General features: G+C 63.9%; 15 protein-coding genes. 7 read left to right on the forward strand and 8 right to left on the reverse strand.

Annotated elements, in window-relative coordinates; all coding sequences use genetic code 11:
* The first annotated feature begins 222 nt into the window (after positions 1-222).
* Both epsC and G4G27_RS02405 read left to right on the forward strand, forming a co-directional pair.
* Positions 223-915: a serine O-acetyltransferase EpsC gene (epsC, locus tag G4G27_RS02400; RefSeq protein ID WP_183111767.1), complete on the forward strand. Its 693-nt coding sequence runs from the start codon at positions 223-225 to the stop codon at positions 913-915.
* A 21-nt stretch (positions 916-936) separates the two neighbouring features.
* Positions 937-1,281, forward strand: coding sequence for a DUF2794 domain-containing protein (locus G4G27_RS02405; protein WP_183111768.1), 345 nt, complete (start codon positions 937-939; stop codon positions 1,279-1,281).
* 140 nt (positions 1,282-1,421) lie between these two features.
* On the opposite strand, the gene G4G27_RS02410 is transcribed toward G4G27_RS02405, so the two are convergent.
* Both G4G27_RS02410 and G4G27_RS02415 read right to left on the reverse strand, forming a co-directional pair.
* Entirely contained in the window at positions 1,422-2,453 is a 1,032-nt protein-coding gene (locus tag G4G27_RS02410) for a hypothetical protein (RefSeq protein ID WP_183111769.1), read from the reverse strand.
* 67 nt (positions 2,454-2,520) lie between these two features.
* Positions 2,521-2,961 (reverse strand): nuclear transport factor 2 family protein, encoded by a 441-nt coding sequence (locus G4G27_RS02415; protein WP_183111770.1) that lies wholly within the window; start codon positions 2,959-2,961, stop codon positions 2,521-2,523.
* An 80-nt stretch (positions 2,962-3,041) separates the two neighbouring features.
* Between G4G27_RS02415 and G4G27_RS02420 the strand changes: the two genes are divergently transcribed.
* Together G4G27_RS02420 and G4G27_RS02425 are read left to right on the forward strand one after the other, a co-directional pair.
* Positions 3,042-3,935 (forward strand): LysR family transcriptional regulator, encoded by an 894-nt coding sequence (locus tag G4G27_RS02420; RefSeq protein WP_183111771.1) that lies wholly within the window; start codon positions 3,042-3,044, stop codon positions 3,933-3,935.
* Between the two features lie 143 nt (positions 3,936-4,078).
* The gene (locus G4G27_RS02425) at positions 4,079-5,545 is read left to right on the forward strand and encodes a hypothetical protein (RefSeq protein WP_183111773.1); all 1,467 of its coding nucleotides are present in this window, start codon (positions 4,079-4,081) and stop codon (positions 5,543-5,545) included.
* Between the two features lie 54 nt (positions 5,546-5,599).
* Here G4G27_RS02425 and G4G27_RS02430 read toward each other — a convergent pair whose 3' ends face one another.
* The 3 genes from G4G27_RS02430 to G4G27_RS02440 form a co-directional block, all read right to left on the reverse strand.
* Entirely contained in the window at positions 5,600-6,499 is a 900-nt protein-coding gene (locus G4G27_RS02430) for an SDR family NAD(P)-dependent oxidoreductase (RefSeq protein WP_183111775.1), read from the reverse strand.
* A 98-nt stretch (positions 6,500-6,597) separates the two neighbouring features.
* The gene (locus tag G4G27_RS02435) at positions 6,598-6,918 is read right to left on the reverse strand and encodes a hypothetical protein (RefSeq protein WP_183111776.1); all 321 of its coding nucleotides are present in this window, start codon (positions 6,916-6,918) and stop codon (positions 6,598-6,600) included.
* Between the two features lie 159 nt (positions 6,919-7,077).
* Positions 7,078-8,778, reverse strand: a complete 1,701-nt coding sequence (locus tag G4G27_RS02440) for a hypothetical protein (protein ID WP_183111778.1) — start codon at positions 8,776-8,778, stop codon at positions 7,078-7,080.
* Positions 8,779-9,025: 247 nt separating this feature from the next.
* On the opposite strand from G4G27_RS02440, the gene G4G27_RS02445 reads away from it, so the two are divergent.
* The gene (locus G4G27_RS02445) at positions 9,026-10,282 is read left to right on the forward strand and encodes a serine hydrolase domain-containing protein (protein WP_183111780.1); all 1,257 of its coding nucleotides are present in this window, start codon (positions 9,026-9,028) and stop codon (positions 10,280-10,282) included.
* A 103-nt stretch (positions 10,283-10,385) separates the two neighbouring features.
* Here G4G27_RS02445 and G4G27_RS02450 read toward each other — a convergent pair whose 3' ends face one another.
* On the reverse strand, positions 10,386-10,784 hold the full coding sequence (locus G4G27_RS02450; RefSeq protein WP_183111782.1) for a hypothetical protein: 399 nt from the start codon (positions 10,782-10,784) through the stop codon (positions 10,386-10,388).
* Positions 10,785-11,047: 263 nt separating this feature from the next.
* Here G4G27_RS02450 and typA point away from each other — a divergent pair, with 263 nt between their 5' ends.
* Positions 11,048-12,883: a translational GTPase TypA gene (typA, locus tag G4G27_RS02455; RefSeq protein WP_183111784.1), complete on the forward strand. Its 1,836-nt coding sequence runs from the start codon at positions 11,048-11,050 to the stop codon at positions 12,881-12,883.
* 241 nt (positions 12,884-13,124) lie between these two features.
* Positions 13,125-16,550 carry an acyl-[ACP]--phospholipid O-acyltransferase gene (locus tag G4G27_RS02460; protein ID WP_183111786.1) on the forward strand — a complete coding sequence of 1,142 codons (3,426 nt, stop codon included), beginning with the start codon at positions 13,125-13,127 and terminating at the stop codon, positions 16,548-16,550.
* A 71-nt stretch (positions 16,551-16,621) separates the two neighbouring features.
* Here the strand turns inward: G4G27_RS02460 and G4G27_RS02465 are convergent, their stop codons facing one another.
* Positions 16,622-18,118 carry a S41 family peptidase gene (locus tag G4G27_RS02465; RefSeq protein ID WP_183111787.1) on the reverse strand — a complete coding sequence of 499 codons (1,497 nt, stop codon included), beginning with the start codon at positions 18,116-18,118 and terminating at the stop codon, positions 16,622-16,624.
* 83 nt (positions 18,119-18,201) lie between these two features.
* Positions 18,202-18,981, reverse strand: coding sequence for an AraC family transcriptional regulator (locus G4G27_RS02470; RefSeq protein WP_183111789.1), 780 nt, complete (start codon positions 18,979-18,981; stop codon positions 18,202-18,204).
* Positions 18,982-18,988 lie beyond the last annotated feature (7 nt).

Here is an 18,988-nt window from a genome sequence, read left to right on the forward strand (position 1 = left end):
GATCGCGATGAACGGCAAAATTACCTCGATGGTTTCGATCGAAAGATACGAACTCAATGCAGTCCCCTAAGGCAATCCGGCGTAGAGCCCGAAGGTCGGAGATCGCTCACCGCCGGATATCCTACAAGCAAGATAGGGTTTGTGGGCGGAAAGTTACGATGGTGCGGTCCTTTAATTTGCCGGATTGAAGGACTAGATAGCCGTTGCGACTAAGGGGACGCAATGATGGGACGACTGATCGCCTATCTCGACTCGATCAAGGCGCGCGACCCCGCGCCTCGATCACGGTTGGAGATTCTCACTTATCCTGGCGTCTGGGCGCTCGGTTATCACCGTATCGCGCATCGCCTGTTCAAGGCGCGGTTGTTCTTCCTTGCGCGCGCGGTCAATCATTTCTCGCGCTTCCTGACCGCGATCGACATCCATCCGGGTGCGACGATCGGGCGGAATTTCTTCATCGACCATGGTTTCGTCGTGATCGGCGAGACCGCGCAGATCGGCGATAATGTCACCATCTATCAATGCGTCACGCTCGGCGGCACCAGCCCGGATAATGGCGTGGCGGGCAAAAGGCACCCGACCTTGGCCGATGGCGTGATCGTCGGGTCGGGTGCGCAGGTGCTCGGCCCGATCATAGTCGGTAAGGGCGCGCGGATCGGCGCCAATGCGGTGGTCACGCGCGAAGTGCCGGAGGGTGCGGTGATGGTCGGCATCCCGGCGCGCGCGACGATGGTCGAGGGCGGCCAGAAACAGGGCGAATTCCTTGCTTATGGCACGCCGTGCAGCGAGATGTTCGATCCCGCTACGCAAAAGGTCGAACTGCTGCGCTGCGAACTCGAAACCATGCGCAAGCGCCTCGAGGCGCTGCTCGCCGAGCATGAGGATATGGCCCAGGGACGGCGCGATCGTGCCTGATCGCGTCGCGGCAGGAGCCTGATGGGAGTCGTTACCCCGTTCCCGGCGCCGCAGCGGCCCGCCACCCAGGTGGGGTTCGAACGTGCCGAACTGACCCGCATTCTCGATCTCTACGGCCGGATGGTCTCGGCGGGGCATTGGCGCGACTATGCAATGGATCTCGGCCGTGACGCCGCGGTGTTCGCGGCTTTCCGCCGTGCCGCCGAACGGCCCGAATTTCGGATCGAGAAACGCCCCGCGCTGCGCAACCGCCAGGGCATGTGGGCACTGATCAACGAAGCCGGCGTGGTGCTGAAACGCGGCCATGAACTGCCGGCGGTGCTGGCGCCGGTGGAACGACGGTTGATGAAGCTGGTGGCTGACTAGAGCAGCCTAAGTCGAAGATCCCCTCCGTTCGAAACGAATGGGTGTTGGGGGCAACGCAACTCGAAAATGCCTAGACGAAAGAAAACCCCGACAGCCTTGCGGCTGTCGGGGCAGGGGTCCGTTCGAACGGATCGTCTATGTTAGGCCTGCACCATCGTCCCGACCGGCGGCAGGCGACGACCGAGGTTACCCAGCGTGGCGACCACCATGCGGCGCATCGGGTGCCAGAAGGCGGACAAGGTCAGCAATGCCGAGCCGATGATCAGCGCGGCGATTGCGGCGCTCAGTTCGACCGCGCCGGCGCTGTTGATGATCGCATACATCGCATAAAGGACATAGACGAGGCTGGAGACAAGCAGCGCGCGGCGGTCGATCGCCAGTGCGACGAATGCGAAGACCAGGTACAGGCCGAGCACGATCACCGCAGTACCGACGCCGATATCGTTGCCGAAGATGCCAAGCATCTGGAACACCGAATGCGCAATCATCGGCGCGGCGGCGAGGTGCAGCCAGAAGGCGACATCGGCGCGGCGCGTGCGGCGTTCGGTGTCCGACATGTCCCACCACATGGCCAGAGCGAATACCGCCAGGCCGCCGATCAGCACGATCGGGTAGATCGCATCCTTCGCGGCCGGCACGGCGGCGATGACCAGGCCCGTCGCGGTGGCGACCAGTGCCGCAGCCCCCGCGGCTACCGTGATCGGCACCATGAAGCGGCGCCAGTGCACCCAGGCCGCCCCTGCGGTGATCAACGCGATGCCGGCGCCGATCCCGGCATTGACCTGATCCGACAGATTCGGGTCGATCTCGACCATCGCGCCGATCATCGTCGCGGCGACGCCGCCGACAAAGGCGAGCAGCAACAGGATGCTGGGCAATGCCATGCGGCGGTGGCGCGTGAAATATTCAGCGAGCAGCCACGCTGTGACCGCAACGGCCGCCCCGCCGACCGGCTGCGCGATCACCTGGCCGATCTGAGCCACTGCGACGAGCAACAGCGCGATCGCGATCGACACGAAGATGTCGTTGAACCCGGTGAGCAGCCGGAAATGCTCTTCATCGACGGCGGGCGTATCCCGCAGGCCGGCGATATGATTACGCAGCGCGCTGGCGGTGTCGGGGGTGATAACCCCCGCGGCCACGGCGCCGTCGATATCGCTTTCGCTATACATGGCAGTCCTCCCTGTTCCTGACGGGAGGATAACATAAGTGTATTGGTAAAACAATACACCAACACGCTCAGGCGTTCGCCGCCGCTAGCGCATCCTCGTAACTGCCCAGTTCGCGCTCGATCAGCGCCGTATCCATATATTCGATCAACTCGATCATCTTGCCGTCGGCAAAGCGGCAGATGTAACAATATTGATTGTTGTAACGGCCGCCGCGCCGCGTGCGTACATCGCCACGCACCTCGACCATTACCGTGTCGCCTTCGGCAATCATGCGTGTGGCATGGCTGCGATACTGGCCCTCGAACAGCGCGAACAATGGCCGGAACAGCTCCTGCCGCACCGTGTCGAGCCCCTCCCAGCGCCGCGACCAGCTTGCTGACCCGGTCGCCTGCCAGGCGAAATCGGGATGCAATGCTTCGCCGAATACGCTGCGGTCGCCCTCTGCCATCGCTTCGAAAATGCGCTTGACGATCGCCCTGTTGGTTTCGGTTTTGTCTTCGGTGCTCATGGAGCGGGCTCCTTGTTGTGCTCGAACCGGTTCTGGATCAGATAACAACATAACAAAAATGCATAACGGTGATATATATCATGCCGAACGATAATTTACGGAGGTACGACCTCAATCAGCTGGTCGTGCTGCGGGCACTCCTCGACACCGCCAATGTTACGCGGGCAGCCGCCATGGTCGGACTGTCGCAACCGGGCATGAGCCGTGCCCTGTCGCGCCTGCGCGCAGATTTCGGCGACCCGCTGCTGATCCGATCGGGTGCCGCAATGCGCCGAACCCCACGTGGCGAAGCGCTGCGTGATACGATCGGCGTTTTTCTCGACCATGCGGCCGAGCTCTACCGGCCCGAGGCGTTCGTGCCCGCAAAGGCCGAGCGGGTGTTCCGCGCCGCGATGCCGGATGTCGTCGCGACGACGCTGCTGGCACCACTTTTCGAAATACTGGCCATTGAAGCGCCACGGACGCGGCTGGAGGTCGTCGCCTGGCCGGGGTTGGCAGCGGGACGCAAGGACGAGATCGACTTCGCTATTTCAACCGAACCGCAGGTCTATGACGGGTTCCGCATGCATCGCCTGTATAGCGACCATGACCTGCTCATCCATCGCAAGGCGCGGGCGTGCGATCATGACGCCGGCGACAGCGGAGCGGTGCTTGCGCTGCCGCATATCGCGGTGATCCCGGCCGCCTTGGCCGAGGATCCAGTCGAACCCTGGCTGCGCAGCATCGGACTCGCGCGCAATATCGTGGTGACGGTGCCGACCTATTTGCAGGCCGCGCATCTGGCATCGCGCAGCGACCTCGTCGCGATCGTGCCGACACGCTTCGCCGCCACCATTGCCGGACCGCTTGGGCTTGCCGAGGCGACTCTGCCGATCGATCAGTCGGCGGACCCGCAATGGCTGCTCTACCCGGCGCGGCTGGAAACCGATCCAGCGTCGATCTGGCTGCGCGGCCTGATCAAGCGCATCGTCTGAAGCTGAGGATCGGCAGCCGCAGCTTGCGCTGGTTTAAAAAATTCCTCCTTCATTTGCATGGTTTCGGACGGTTTCCTTTCGCGCATCTGGCTCCACGGCATCGCTCCCAACCGGCGGGCGGGCATTCGGATATGGAGGCCAAGATGACTTTACGGACCCTGATGATGTGCGGCGCGATGGCACTCAGCCCATTTGCGCTTGCAGGTACCGCACAGGCGCAAGCGGTGTGTGACGGATCGGACGGCGCGGTGACCGATACGCCCAATGCGCAGATCACCGAGGATTTCAACACCGCATGCGGCTATGCGGCAGGCGCCAATGGCGGCAGCGGCAATACCGCGATCGGCGGTTTTGCGGATGCCAGCGGCGGCAATACCAGTGGCGACCACACCGTTCCGCAAAACGGCGGCAACACCGCGGTCGGCTTTTCCAGCGATGCCAGCGGCGCCGCGAGCTTCAACGTGGCAGTCGGCGGTGGTGACGGGAACGGTGCCACCGCGGGACCCAATGCGTCGGGCGACGGCAGCTTCAACATGGCGTTCGGCAACGGTTCCAACGCCGGCGGCAATGCCGCCGCCAACATCGCGATCGGTTCCGGCGCCATCGCCGCCGGCGACGGTTCGTCGCGGGTCGCGATCGGCGACTTGACCCAGGCGGTCGGCAACAATTCCGTCGCGCTGGGCTACAACGCGCGCGGCAACGGCAATTTCTCGGTCGCGATCGGCGCGGGCTCGATCGCCGACGAGGACAATATTGTTTCATTCGGTTCGGGCGGCAACGACCGCCGCTTGGTCCATGTCGGGGCGGGCAATATCGCGGCGGGCAGCACCGATGCGGTGAATGGCGGCCAGCTCTATAATGCGACGCTGGACGCCGCCAACGCCGCCGCGGCGGCCGCTGCCGCGCAGCAAACCGCCAATGGCGCACAAACGACCGCCGACACTGCGATCACCAATGCGGCGGCGGCGCAAGGCACCGCTAATACCGCGCTGACCAATGCCGCGACGGCTCAAGGGACGGCGAACACGGCGCTGACCAATGCGGCGACTGCTCAGGGGACGGCGAACACCGCGCTGACCAACGCGGCGACTGCTCAAGGAACGGCGAACACAGCGATCACCAACGCAGCGACCGCTCAGGCGACTGCGGATGCGGCGATCGATCATGGCGACGCGCTGGGCGAGAGTACAGCGGCGGCGCTGGGTGGCGGCGCGGCCTATAATGCGGTGACGGGGGCGGTGTCGGCACCGAGCTATTCGATCGGCGGCACGGCTTACAACAATGTCGGCGCGGCGTTCAGCGCGGTCGATTCAAGACTGGGCATCCTCTCCACGCGTATCGATGGCGTGATCGATCTCGCCTATGAGATCCGCAAGGAGGAGCGTCGTGGCATCGCCGCCGCCGTCGCGATGACCACAGCACCAATGCCGTCGGAAGCCGGCCGGGTAAGCTGGGCGGTCAACAGCGCGGTATTTCACGGTGAGGTCGCATTTGGTGGATCGCTGGCGGCGCGGGTCGGGGCCAAGGTGCCGCTCGCGGTGACGGCGGGCTTCGCTTATGCAAAGGGCGGCAACAATGTCGCGCGGGTTGGTCTGGCCGGCGAGTTCTGAGCGGGGAGCGGGCCGCCGTTCCCCATTATGGGATGGACGGCGGCCCGCGATCCTTCAGCCGCCCTGCAGCTTGCGCAGGATCGACATCGACTGTTCTGCGCCCGATTGCGGGGTCAGTTCGCCGGTCCGGTCGGTGATTTCCGCCCAATGCGCGGCAATCCCCTCCGCCGACAATTGATCGCCGGTCAGCAGCTTGCCCTGAGTCAGCGTGATATAGGCCGCCTGGAACACACCGGCGCCCGCGCCGACGATCATGTTGGTCGGTGCGTCTTCCGACACGAGATAGATCGCGGCCGGAGCGACCTTTTCCGGTGCGAAGGCGGCGAACGCCTCGGCCGGGAAAAGATCTTCGGTCATGCGCGTGCCGGCGGTCGGCGCGATCGTGTTGACCTTGATATTGTTCTTGGCGCCCTCGATCGCCAGTGTCCGGGTCAGCCCGGCCAGGCCGAGCTTGGCTGCGCCGTAATTTGCCTGGCCGAAATTGCCGTACAGGCCGGTCGACGATGCGGTCATCAGGATGCGGCCGTAATTCTGCTCGCGCATCGTTTCCCACACCGCCTTGGTGCACATCGCCGAGCCGTTGAGATGAACATCGACGACGAACTTGAAATCCGCCGGCTCCATCTTGGCGAAGCTCTTGTCGCGCAGCACGCCGGCATTGTTGATTAGGACGTGGACGCCGCCCCATTTCTCTTTCGTCTTGGCGACGAGTTCGACCATATGCTCATATTCGGTGACGCTGCCGCCATCCGACATCGCTTCGCCGCCGGCCGCCTTGATCTCCTCGACAACCTTCAGCGCGGCGTCGGAATGGCCGGTGCCGTCGCGCGATCCGCCAAGGTCGTTGACCACCACCTTCGCACCACGGCGCGCGAGATCGAGTGCGTAGGTACGGCCAAGGCCGCCGCCCGCACCGGTGACGATGGCAACGCGGTCGTCGAAGCGAATGGACATGCGAAAGCTCCCGAAATGTTTCGAGCGCTTCCTAGGCGATCATTCTCGCGAGGAAAAGCCATCCGGGCGCATGCTTGGCGCAGCGCCCGGATTGCGGATCAGCGGCCGCCGCGCTGCATGCAATTGTCGGTCTGGCCGCGCTTGCATATCGGATATTTGGCCAGCGGCGGCGGGGCCGGATAGGCCTGATCGGGCGCCGGAGCCTGACGATAGACCACGGTCGCACCGGGCTGCACCGGGCCGCTCAGCGCCGGACCGGTCGGACCATAGCCACCTGTCGTACCGGCAGGCGTGGCATCGGTGGTGCTCGGGTCGGCGGCTGGCGCCGCCTGGGCTGCGTCTGCGGGCTGTGCGGGGGTATCCTGTGCCACTGCTGGAACCGCGATAAACGCGGCTGCGGCCAATAGGATCAGCTTCATCAAGGGTCTCCTGATAGCATTGCGCCAAAACAAGCGCGCCACCCCAACGCGCATGTCGCGCATTGGCTCCCGTTTCGGAGTCGTTTTGAAAATGCGCGGAAAGCGGATGATCCGGCTCCTGGCCCGCTTTCACAAAGCGCATCAGATCGACATCACCAATCACCGCCACCAATCCGCTTGCGCGATCGGGACAATGGCCCCGGCCTGACCGAGGAAGACCAATGGCGTGGGAGTCTTCGCCCCGGCCGCCGATAGAGTGATTGCGAAATGGATCGCGGCGCGGGTATCTTCGGGCTGCATGGCCGCATGCCAGGCGATCAGCGCATCGATCACGTTTTGCCGAAATGCGGTCACCGGAATCGAGCCGTCCGCGATACTTGGGGACAGCGCGAGCGTATTTCGTGTCAGGAATATCGGAACGGGGCTGTCGATAGGCTCGTCCTGGGCGCCCAGCGAGATTCTGTAAGATGCGTCGATTTCGATCTGGACGTCGCGTATCGCAAGCCCGGCCAGCGTTGGCCCGGCCAGCAAAGTCGTGAGCAAATCGTCCATCGCTTCCGACAAATTCGCGGCACCCGCCCCGAACTGGAAGGGCTGTAATGGCAGGCCGGCAAACGGACCGACAGATGCCGACCCGTGTGCTGGTGGCGATCTGTAGATGAATGCCGGATCGACCAGGGTGCCGTCGGGCAAGCCGGGCGTCACCAGATTGGCATTGCGCCTCACGCTTGCCGCGACATCCACCTGCTGCGCCCATAATATGGGGAGCTTGACCCAGGTGAACGTCAGCGGTGCTTCTGCGGGAAAACCGGCCGAGGCCTGGTAGCTGTTGGTCGCCTGACCATCCTCCGGGGGCGCGACGGATTCGGCGATTGCCGGCCATGGCGGCAACACTCCATTATCGCTTGCAAGGCGCGTGACCGAGAGCACCGGAAGCCGGCTGAAATCGACCGTATAGCTCCAGGTGACCCGATCCACCGCGGATGCCGATCCGACCTCTGCCGCTTCGATTGGCAGCGTGCGCGCGAACCAGTCCGGCCAGGTCCGGGCGACGTCGCCGATCAACGCATCCAATCGTTCCAGCGCGGCGCGTGCCACGGCCGCATTGCCGCCCGATAGCACCTGCTCGAGATGCGGTACGATTTGCCGATGCTCAAAGGTCATTCGGGCAAGCGCTTCGAACAATGTCGCTGCTGCGGATCGATGCGGTGCTGCCGCGACGGCCGCTTTCCCCGTCAAATCGACCGAGGGCGCCGATAGATCGTTGATGGTGACCGACAGCAGCAGTTCGTCCTGTGCCGTTTGTGGCGTCACGACGGTGGCGACACAGTCCCACAAAATCGCCTCCGCGATCGACATTGGCGATCGCGCGGGGACCGCGCGGACACTGCTGACCACGGGCAATGGCGGAAAGAGATGCAGCGGATTGCCGTCGCTGACCTCCGACGGATAGGCGGTGCCGAGACGTTCAAGCAGGGATTGGTGGAAAAGCGCGCGCGCCGGTTCGACCGCCGGCACCTGGCCAGGGATCAAGAGCACCGGTATCAGGGTCCGCGCGATGACATCGGCAAGTTGCTGCTTGCGCTTGGCAAGCGAGGCTGCGCGGTCCGGATCCAGTGCGGCAATCGCCGCTGCCATCTTCGGCGCGAACAATGCATCCGTGGCACAGAGAAATGCACCCACCCAGGTCATCATGTCGATGTCGACGAATGAATGCACACTGTCGGGTAGCAGGATATCGCTGTCGTCACCGACCCAGCTTGTCCCGTAGCTGCGTACCGTCGCGCTTCCAGATATTAGTCGTGTCGAAACCGGCGCGGGCGCAAAGCCGACAAGGCTGGTGGTGGCAAAGCGATCCATCGTCATCCTGTTCAGCCATCGTCACCCCCAATTCGACAACCAAGGTTCACGACATGTATCGGGAATACAATGAGAACTGCCTCCTTATCGGTCCAATGCCCGATACTGCCTCGGCTCGGCACGGTTGTGCGGCAGAGATCGACAAGGCGTTCGAATTCTCTGCCCGGTGCATCCGGCGTCATTGGCAACAGAGAGCCGAGGCTCCATGAGCGATCGCTTGAGCCATGCCCGGGAAGTCGGAACGAGAATGCAGAGATTGACGGACACGCAGCGGCGAGGAACGACGCGCTACGTGGTTCTGGGGCTTACGGTGCTGGCGGGCGCTGGAGCGATTCTGGGCATCACCAGATTGGATCGGGCCGCACCGGCCAAACCGGCCAACAGCGTCACGATCGCGCTATCGGATGATCGCGCCACCCGCGATGAGCCGGCACGGGTCGATTATCGGCGGCTGGACGAGCGGATCACCGAGCTGATGCAGGAGCCCGACATGGTCGGTCTGGCGGTCGGTACGGTCGAACGCGGGAAAGTGCGGTTCCTGCGCGGTTATGGCGAGACGCTTGCGGGTTCGGGCGACCGCGTCACGCCCGACACCGTGTTCCGCTGGGCATCGCTTTCCAAGGGCGTGGCCTCCGCGCTGGTCACCAAGCTTGCCGAGGATGGCCGGCTGTCGCTCGATGCGCCGCTGGCGTCCATGGGGACGACTCTCACAATCCCAGGCGATATCCGGCGCGCCACGGTGGCCGATCTGCTTTCGCAGCGGCTTGGTCTGGTCCGCAACGCCTGGGACGATCGGCTGGAGGCGGGTGAGAATCCGAAGCTGATCCGTGGCCAGCTCGGCACGCTCCCGGCTTATTGTCAGCCCGGCACCTGTTACACCTACCAGAACATCGCCTTCGACGCCGCGTCAGAGATCGTGGAGCGAATCACGGGGCAGAATTACGGATCGGTCGCCCGCGCGCGCCTGTTCGCGCCGCTGGGCATGACCAATGCAAGTGTCGGTCGCGCCGGGCTGGAGGCCGCATTGAGCTGGGCACGGCCGCATCATCTGGCCAAGGCGCACGCGAAACTGGATGACGCCTATTATCGCATCCCCGCGGCGGGCGGCGTCAATTCCTCGATCAGCGACCTCACCCGCTGGATGCGGGCGCAGATGGGCGACGCGCCGAGCGTGCTGTCGGCCATGGACCTGGACACCATGCACCGCCCACGGGTCCCGACACCGCCGCACGGCCCGCGCGGCGCGATGGATCGCGCGCTGACCAATGCCTCCTATGGTCTGGCCTGGCGCAGCTTTACCTATGCCGGCCATTCCCTGGTCGGTCACCGCGGATCGGTCGACGGCTATGGTTCGCTCATTCTGTTCGATCCGGCGGACAGGAGCGGCATCGTGCTGCTGTGGAACAGCAATCGCGCCACGGCAGCCCGCCTGCAACTCGAATTCTTCGATATGCTATATGGCCTGCCGCCGACGGACTGGCTGGATCTCAGACTAAAGGGGTAATGCCCTTATCCTTTTTGGCAAGCCGCGCCGAAATCCGGGCGACCGCATATTACATTTGATGACCGAGCACCCGTGGCTGATGACCGCGCCTGCTGTGTCCACCTTATCGCGTCTTCGATTTGTCGGCGATCAGGTCGCGCTGCCACACGGTGAAGCGTTCGTTGCGGGTCGATTTCATCGCCCGGCGCAGCGCGGTCTTGTCGAAGCCCGGTCGCTTGCCGATCCGCGCGAGCAGCGCCTTGCCTTCGAGCGCGCCGGTCGGCAGCACGAACAGGATATGGTCCTCGGCATCGGCGAGCAGCCAGCAGATATCGGTCGCGAACGGTCCGGTATCCCAGGTTTCGACCATGACCTTCGCGACCTTGCCCAGTGAGCGATGACGCGCATCGTCGTAGAAGCGTCTCGGCCGCGCGCCGCATCGCACAGGCTCGGCCTGGCCGTGGCCCATGCCGTCCTGGGCCATGCCGTGCTGACGATGCTGCAACCAGTCGAATAGCTTCACCCGACAAATCCCCCCGACGACGACGATATCGCTCGGGGGACACTGGCCAAAGAAGGTTAGCGGGCGATAAACGTCTCGATTCCGGTCAGCTGGCTCATATTGGAGCGAGCGTGCCGTGCTGCTCCCTCTTGCGCGGCGCGATAGGGGCGATCGGGCCGTTCCGTTCGGGCGATAAGCCGTTTCGCGTCCACAGCCCCTTTCCGCGACGCAGCATTTGCGCTATCGGCGCGCGCTACATCTCAAGCAAAGCACCGGATACACTTATGAGCCTCCGCAATGTGGCGATCATCGCGCACGTCGATCACGGCAAGACGACTTTGGTCGATCAGCTGTTCCGCCAGTCCGGCACGTTCCGCGACAACCAGCGCATCGAAGAGCGTGCGATGGATTCGAACGATCTCGAAAAAGAGCGCGGCATCACGATTCTGGCCAAGTGCACCAGCGTCGAGTGGGACGATCATCACGGCCACAAGACGCGCATCAACATCGTCGACACGCCGGGTCACGCCGATTTCGGTGGCGAGGTGGAGCGCATCCTGTCGATGGTCGACGGCGTCATCCTGCTGGTCGATTCGGCCGAAGGCGCGATGCCGCAGACCAAGTTCGTCACGGGCAAGGCGCTTGCACTCGGCCTGCGTCCGATCGTCGTGGTCAACAAGGTCGACCGCAGCGACGCGCGCATCCAGGAAGTGCTCGACGAAGTGTTCGACCTGTTCGTCAGCCTCGAAGCGACCGATGAGCAACTCGATTTCCCGGTGCTCTATGCTTCGGGCCGCAATGGCTATGCCAGCACCGACGAGAATGCGCGCGAAGGCACGCTGACCCCGATGTTCGAAACGATCGTCAAGCACGTGCCCGCGCCGAGTGCCGATCCGAACGGGCCGTTCAAGTTTCTGGTGACGTTGCTCGACCGCGACAATTTCCTTGGCCGCATCCTGACCGGCCTGATCTTCTCGGGTTCGGTCAAGACCAACATGGCGATCCATGCGCTGGATAATGACGGCAAGGTCGTCGAGACTGGTCGCGCATCGAAGATCATGGCCTTCCGCGGCCTCGAGCGCGTGCCGGTCGATGAGGCGAGCGCGGGCGACATCATCTCGATCGCCGGCCTGACCACCACCACCGTGTCGAACACGATCTGCGACCCGAGCGTGAGCGAGCCGCTTCATGCGCAGCCGATCGACCCGCCGACACTGTCGATGCGTTTCGCAGTCAATGATTCGCCGATGGCGGGCCGCGAGGGCACCAAGGTGACCAGCCGCATGATCCGCGACCGCCTGTTCCGTGAAGCCGAATCGAACGTCGCTATCAAGGTCACCGAAGCGGCCGACCGCGACAGCTATGAAGTCGCCGGCCGCGGCGAGCTTCAGCTCGGCGTGCTGATCGAGACGATGCGCCGCGAAGGCTTCGAACTCGGCATCAGCCGCCCGCGCGTGCTGTTCAGCGAGGACGAAACCGGCGCCAAGACCGAGCCGTACGAAACCGTCATCATCGACGTGGACGAGGAATATTCGGGCACGGTCGTCGAGAAGATGAACATCCGCAAAGCGGAGATGACCGACATGCGCCCGTCGGGCGGCGGCAAGACCCGCATCACCTTCTCCGCGCCGTCGCGCGGCATGATCGGCTATCATGGCGAATTCCTGTCCGACACACGGGGCACCGGGATCATGAACCGGCTGTTCGAGAAATATGGTCCGCACAAGGGCAAGATCGAAGGCCGCAAGAATGGCGTGCTGATCTCCAATGGCGCGGGCGAGGCCAATGCCTATGCGCTCGGCCCGCTCGAGGAGCGCGGCATCCTGATGGTTGCGCCGCAGGAAGCGCTCTACGAAGGCATGATCGTCGGTGAGAATGCCAAGACCGATGACCTCGAGGTCAATCCGATGAAGGCCAAGCAGCTGACCAACTTCCGCGCCTCGGGCGGCAAGGATGATGCGATCCGGCTGACTCCGCCGTGGCGCATGACGCTGGAGCAGGCGATCGCCTATATCGACGATGACGAGCTGGTCGAAGTAACGCCGCGCTCGATCCGGCTGCGCAAGCGTTACCTCGACCCGAACGAGCGCAAGCGCGCAAGCCGCGCCAAGGCGGCGTGATTAAATGGGCGTCCGGAGCGATCCGGGCGCCCCTTTTGTTTCTGGGCCTATCTCACCAGGATTATCGCATCGACCAATTAAAGACACTGTTCAATTAATCTATTGAACAGTGATCAATTTCTGTTATCAAAGGTATGAGGACGTTGGCAATTGCGTCAGCGCTCGTGGTGTCCATGATGGTCGCCACCTGTCGCTGCCCGTTAAGTTTTCTTCGCTAGCGATCGCCCAAGGGGAATCGAGCATGTCCGCACCAGACCTGTCGCTGCTGAGCAAACGCCGTTTCGGACCGCTGTTCGTCGTCCAGTTCTTCGGTGCGTTCAACGACAATCTGCTCAAGTTCGCGATGCTGTTCCTTGCCAATTTCACCATCTACAAGGCGGCGCCGGAAAAAGCCGAACTGCTCGCGACGATCGCCACCGGCCTGTTCATCCTGCCCTATTTCCTGCTTTCCGCGCTGGCCGGACAATTGGCCGACAAATGGGACAAGGCGTGGCTGGTGCGGGCGGTGAAGCTGGCCGAGATCGGTATCATGGCGCTGTCGCTGGCCGGTTTCTGGTTCCAGTCGGTGCCGGTGTTGCTCACCTGCCTGTTCCTGATGGGCGTGCATTCGACGATTTTCGGGCCGGTCAAATATTCGATCCTGCCGCAGCATCTCGGCCCCAACGAAGTGATGGGCGGCACCGGTTTGATCGAGGCCGGCACGTTCCTTGCGATTCTTGCCGGGCAATTACTCGGCGGCGTGATCCCGCCCTGGGAGGCGGGGCTGGTCGCGACCGGCGTGGCAGTGCTCGGTTTCCTGACCAGTCTGGCCGTGCCGTCCGCGCCGGCGGTGGCGCCGGAGCTGAAGATCGAACGCAATATCTTCAAAGGCACCTGGGAGATCCTCGCCGCGGCGCAGGCCGGGCGCGGCGTGTGGCTGGCGATCCTCGGGATCAGTTGGTTCTTTGCGGTCGGCGCAATCCTGTTATCGGAATTCGCGCCGCTGGTCAGCGGCACGCTCGGCGCGGGCCCGCACGTCGTCACCCTATTCCTGCTCGTTTTCTCGGTCGCGGTGGCGGTCGGATCGCTGGTGGTGAACAAGCTGCTCGGCGGCCAGGTATCGGCACGCTATGTGCCGGTCTCCGCGCTCGCGCTGTCCGTCTTCCTGATCGACCTGTGGATCGCCACGCGAACCTTCACCATCCTCACGCCGAACGCCGATGTATCCGCCTTCCTCGCCACGGCGGGAAGCTGGCACATCCTGTTCGCGCTGGTCGGCATCGCCTTTTCCGGCGGCATCTTCATTGTGCCGCTTTACGCCATTCTGCAGACGAAGAGCGCGCCCGAGCAACGCTCGCGCATCATTGCCGCGAACAACATCGTCAACGCGGTCGTCACGGTGCTGCTGGTCGCGGTGGTCACGGTGCTGCTCGCTAACGGCACCAGCGTGCCGGGCGTGATCGGCGCGACCGGTTTCGCCACGCTGGCGATCGCCCTGATCTCCTGCTGGCTGCTGCCGGAAACAGTGTTCAAGGCGATGATTCGCGGCCTGCTCGTGCTGCTTTATCGGGTCGAAGTGCACGGCACGGAGAATATGCCGCAGCCGGGCGAGCGCGCGGTCGTCGTGGTCAACCACGTGTCCTTCCTCGACGGCCTGCTGCTTGCCGCCTTCCTGCCGGGCAAGCCGACCTTCGCCGTCCACACGCGAATCGCCCAGGCGTGGTGGGTCAAGCCGTTCCTCGGCATGTTCGACGCATTTCCGGTCGATCCGACCAACCCGATGGCCGCCAAGGCGATGGTTAAGGCGGTGCGCGAAGGGCGCACGCTGGTGATCTTCCCCGAAGGGCGCATCACGGTGACCGGCGCGCTGATGAAGATCTTCGACGGCCCCGGCATGGTTGCCGACAAGGCCGATGCGCCGATCGTGCCGGTGCGCATCTCGGGCGCGCAATATTCGCCTTTCTCGCGGCTCAAGGGGAAGGTCCGTTTGCGCGCTTTCCCCAAGATCGAGTTGACCATCCTGCCGCCACTGCGCTTCGACGTGGAGGGCGATACCGCGCGTCAGCGCCGCGCCGCCGCCGGGCGCAAGCTGTACGACGTGATGAGCGACATGATCTTCGCCACCTCGGACCTCGATCGCACACTCTATCAGGCGCTGATCGACGCCAAGGATATCAATGGCGGGCACGCGGGAATCGTCGAGGATATCAAGCGCGATCCGCTGAGCTATGGCCGGCTGCTCACCGGCAGCATCGCGCTTGGCCGCCCGTTCGCCGCGCTGACCAAACCGGGCGAAGCGGTCGGCGTGCTGCTGCCCAACGTCAACGCCGTGGTGGTGAGTTTCTTCGCGCTGCAGGCGATCGGCCGTGTGCCGGCGATGCTCAACTACACCGCCGGGCTGACCAATTTGCGGGCGGCGTGCACTGCGGCGGAGATCCACACCATCCTGACTGCTCATGCGTTCGTCGACCAGGCCAAGCTGGGCGACGCGATCGCGGGGCTTGAGGCGGCGGGCATCAAAATCCATTATCTTGAGGATATCGGCGCCGGTATCGGCCCGTTCGACAAGCTATGGGCGCTGGTCTCGACACGCTGGGCCGGGCGGTCGCATCGGCGCCACCGCGTCTCGCCCGATGCGCCGGCGGTGATCCTCTTCACCAGCGGGTCGGAAGGGCTGCCCAAGGGCGTCGTGCTGACCCACCGCAACCTACTCGCCAATTGCCTGCAACTGTCGGCGCGGATCGATTTCAACCGCTCCGACGTGGTGCTCAACGCACTGCCTGTGTTCCACAGCTTTGGCCTGACTGGCGGCACGTTGCTGCCGATCCTGTCGGGGGTGAAGACGCTGCTTTACCCGAGCCCGTTGCATTACCGCATCGTGCCCGCGCTGGCTTATGATTCGAACGCGACGATCCTGTTCGGCACCGATACCTTCCTGTCGGGCTATGCCCGGATGGCGCATGGTTACGACTTTTACTCGCTGCGTTACATCTTCGCCGGTGCCGAGCGGGTGAGGGACGAAACGCGCAAGACCTATGCCGAGAAATTCGGCCTGCGCATCCTTGAAGGCTATGGTGCGACCGAGGCCGCGCCGGTCATTGCGGTCAACACGCCGATGCATTTCCAGGCCGGATCGGTCGGCCGCCTGCTGCCCGGCGTCGAAGCGAAGGTCGAGCCGGTGCCTGGGATCGAGGAAGGTGGTCGCCTGTCGATTCGCGGGCCGAACATCATGGCCGGTTATCTCAAGGCCGACGCGCCCGGCGTGCTCCAACCACCAGTCGATGGCTGGCACGACAGCGGCGATATCGTGACGATCGATGCCGCCGGCTTCGTCACCATCCGTGGCCGCGCCAAACGCTTCGCCAAGATCGGCGGTGAGATGGTCTCGCTGCCCGCGGTCGAGGGTTATGCCGCGAAGCTCTGGCCGGCCGCCGAACATGCGGTGGTGACGCGTCCCGATGCGCGAAAAGGGGAGCAGCTGGTCCTGTTTACCACAGAGGCGGGAGCGACCGCGGCGGCGTTCCAGTCATGGGGACGCGCCAACGGAGTGACCGAACTGGCCATCACCCGCGACATCCGCATCGTTGCGGCACTGCCGGTTCTGGGCACGGGCAAGCTCGATTATGTGACGATGGAGAGCACCGCAGCGGCTCGCGCTGACGCATTGAATCCCGAATCCCAATCCTGACGATCGGCAACGGATGATCTCGACTCCGGTCGACGCCGGAGAAGACGACGCGTGATGCATCCACGCGAGCATCAGCGCTGCCCTTGCCCCCGCAAAACATCCGCTGCGATCGCGCTGGCTGCCCGCGCCGCCCGCGCGCGGTCGCTCTCGCCCTCGGTCGGCAGCACGGGCAGGTCGGGCTCGATCCCCGCCTGCTCGTTCGTTCCATCGGCGCGCAACCGCAGACAATTGGGCATGCGAAAGCGCAGGCGCGAATGGATGAGTACCACTGGCGTGGCACTGGTCATGAAGCCGCACCCGTCGCCGCCGGTGCGCACGCCGACGATCTTCGCGACATGATTGTCGCGCATCACCGCGGCAAACATCTCCGCTGACGAGTAAGAGCGCTTGTCGGCCAGCACATAGGTTGGCCCGGTCCAAGTCCCGAACTGCGCCTCCACCGTCGAGGCGGAAGACAAGCTTGTTGCGACCGCCCTGTCGGCATAGGCGCCACGCGGCAGCCCGGCGCTGGCGCCCCCAGAATAACCGGCATCGACGAGGCGGTTGCATGCCGCCAACGACCATCGCCGCTGCTCGCGCCAGACCCAGGACAAATCGCAACCGCGCCGGCCGATCTGCGCTTTCAGATTCGAGAAACGGATATGTGCCTCGCTCAATGCTTCGACGCCTGCCCTGCCGGGGCGCTTGTCGAGCGCGGCACTAAGGTTGCCAAGCACCTCATCGAAATACTCTGCCGCCACCGGCGCATCGATCATCAGCAGCCGTGCGGAATGGACCTGCCGGTTGGTGAACAGGCGCGAGGTCCAGTCGCCGCTGTCATCGCCACCGCCATTATTGCCGATATCGATCACTATAGCGGTTGCGCCGCCCCGGCGAAGCCGCTCCATCGCATCGGCAAGGTCGCCGAACCAGCGGTTGACCGCCGTGTCCCTGACCGTGTCGGCCGTGATCGGCGTGCCAGCCATGACCTGATCGGACCAGGCATGCAGACAGGCGGCGGGAAAGGCCCTGGCGCGAAAGGCCTGGATACGAATGAAGCCTAGGATCACCCCTGGCTCGGGGCGGATAAGGCCGGTTCGGAATGTCTCGCCGAGACCATCGGATAACAGCTTGAATTCGGCCAGCCTTTCGAACGGCAGCGAAAAGGCCACCGGTCCGGTGGATGCGAAACCGAGCGCGGCACAACCGCCGATCGGATCCTTGGCGCTCAGGGCCGGTTCAGCGGGTTCGGTTGCGCCGGCGCGGCCCGAGGGGGCGAGATAGGGTTGTTCCGAAAGATGACCGTCATGAAACCCCGCCACGAACGTGCGTATTGCATCCATCGCTTGCGCATCGCTTTGCGCATGGGCAAGCGCATCGGTGGCGGTACGGTTCAGCGCAGGCAGATCGACACCGCCCGCGCCTGAGCCTTTCCAGGCGAGATTGGCGTAACCCAGTTCCAGCGCATGTTTGAGCTCGGCATAGTCCTGCTGCCATGCGGCGCGGTCAAACGGTGTCGGCACGCTGGCCAGTGCCGGTGAAACGAAAAAGAGTGCGGCGGCCATCCGCACGCCAAATCGAAATGTCATTTTCACGATCGCCTTTTCTGCCCGAACGGCGACCTGAATAGGTTTCCGGCCACAGTGTCTTGGACGCAATGCGCTTTTGGACGTTACGCGCCGCTTCTGAAGCCTCCGGGCGAGCAGCCCATCATGCGGCGAAACAAACGAGAAAGATGCGCCTGATCGCAAAAGCCGCATGCCGCGGCGATTTCGCTCAGCGGCATTCTCGTTTCGCGCAACAGCCGGGCGGCGTGGTCGACGCGGCGACGACGCTGATATTCGGCCGGAGAATAGCCTAATTCTCTGCGGAACGCCCGCGTCAGCGTCGCGGGATGGCAGTTCACCCTGACACTCAGGATCGCAATGGACAGCGGATCGTCTCCGGCGGACTCGATCTCCCGACACGCTCTTTCCGCCAGCGACGAGGCGGGTGCCATTGGCCGTGACAGATCGCGCCCAAGCAGCGCAGCGAGCTGCCATAACAGGCCTTCTGCGGCCATAGCGGAGTAGCCGTCTCCAACCGCAAGTTCGACAGCGATTTGCCGCCCGATCCGGGCGATCTCGATCGATCGCGTAGCAGGCGCGGTTGTGAACGGAATTGTGGCGGCGAGATAGTCGAGCAGCGCTGGCTCCGGCATCACCAGCAGCTTCGATGCGCCGCTCGCGCCGAATTGCTGAGCGTGCGGCATGTTGGCCGGACAGACGAGCAAGCTGCCGACGCTATGCTCAACTGTCCGTCCCGCGATCGATTCCTGATAATCTCCCGAGAGGACGATCGTCAGGCTGGCATCGGCATGGCTATGCGGCACGATCCTGCTGCCCGCCCGGTAGCGTTTCCGCCGAAAGCTCGACGGGCGACTCTTGGCCCAGGACGACGGCGTCGGCTGCATCTTCCGA

The sequence above is a fragment of the Sphingomonas sp. So64.6b genome, assembly GCF_014171475.1.
Classification (GTDB): Bacteria; Pseudomonadota; Alphaproteobacteria; order Sphingomonadales; family Sphingomonadaceae; genus Sphingomonas; species Sphingomonas alpina_A.

Excerpts from the sequence above, each read along its gene's own strand:
- epsC (WP_183111767.1), top strand. The coding sequence starts at position 223 with ATGATGGGACGACTGATCGCCTATCTCGACTCGATCAAGGCGCGCGAC.
- G4G27_RS02405 (WP_183111768.1), top strand. The coding sequence starts at position 937 with ATGGGAGTCGTTACCCCGTTCCCGGCGCCGCAGCGGCCCGCCACCCAG.
- G4G27_RS02410 (WP_183111769.1), bottom strand. The coding sequence starts at position 2,453 with ATGTATAGCGAAAGCGATATCGACGGCGCCGTGGCCGCGGGGGTTATC.
- G4G27_RS02415 (WP_183111770.1), bottom strand. The coding sequence starts at position 2,961 with ATGAGCACCGAAGACAAAACCGAAACCAACAGGGCGATCGTCAAGCGC.
- G4G27_RS02420 (WP_183111771.1), top strand. The coding sequence starts at position 3,042 with ATGCCGAACGATAATTTACGGAGGTACGACCTCAATCAGCTGGTCGTG.
- G4G27_RS02425 (WP_183111773.1), top strand. The coding sequence starts at position 4,079 with ATGACTTTACGGACCCTGATGATGTGCGGCGCGATGGCACTCAGCCCA.
- G4G27_RS02430 (WP_183111775.1), bottom strand. The coding sequence starts at position 6,499 with ATGTCCATTCGCTTCGACGACCGCGTTGCCATCGTCACCGGTGCGGGC.
- G4G27_RS02435 (WP_183111776.1), bottom strand. The coding sequence starts at position 6,918 with ATGAAGCTGATCCTATTGGCCGCAGCCGCGTTTATCGCGGTTCCAGCA.
- G4G27_RS02440 (WP_183111778.1), bottom strand. The coding sequence starts at position 8,778 with ATGGATCGCTTTGCCACCACCAGCCTTGTCGGCTTTGCGCCCGCGCCG.
- G4G27_RS02445 (WP_183111780.1), top strand. The coding sequence starts at position 9,026 with ATGCAGAGATTGACGGACACGCAGCGGCGAGGAACGACGCGCTACGTG.
- typA (WP_183111784.1), top strand. The coding sequence starts at position 11,048 with ATGAGCCTCCGCAATGTGGCGATCATCGCGCACGTCGATCACGGCAAG.
- G4G27_RS02460 (WP_183111786.1), top strand. The coding sequence starts at position 13,125 with ATGTCCGCACCAGACCTGTCGCTGCTGAGCAAACGCCGTTTCGGACCG.
- G4G27_RS02465 (WP_183111787.1), bottom strand. The coding sequence starts at position 18,118 with ATGACATTTCGATTTGGCGTGCGGATGGCCGCCGCACTCTTTTTCGTT.
- G4G27_RS02470 (WP_183111789.1), bottom strand. The coding sequence starts at position 18,981 with ATGCAGCCGACGCCGTCGTCCTGGGCCAAGAGTCGCCCGTCGAGCTTT.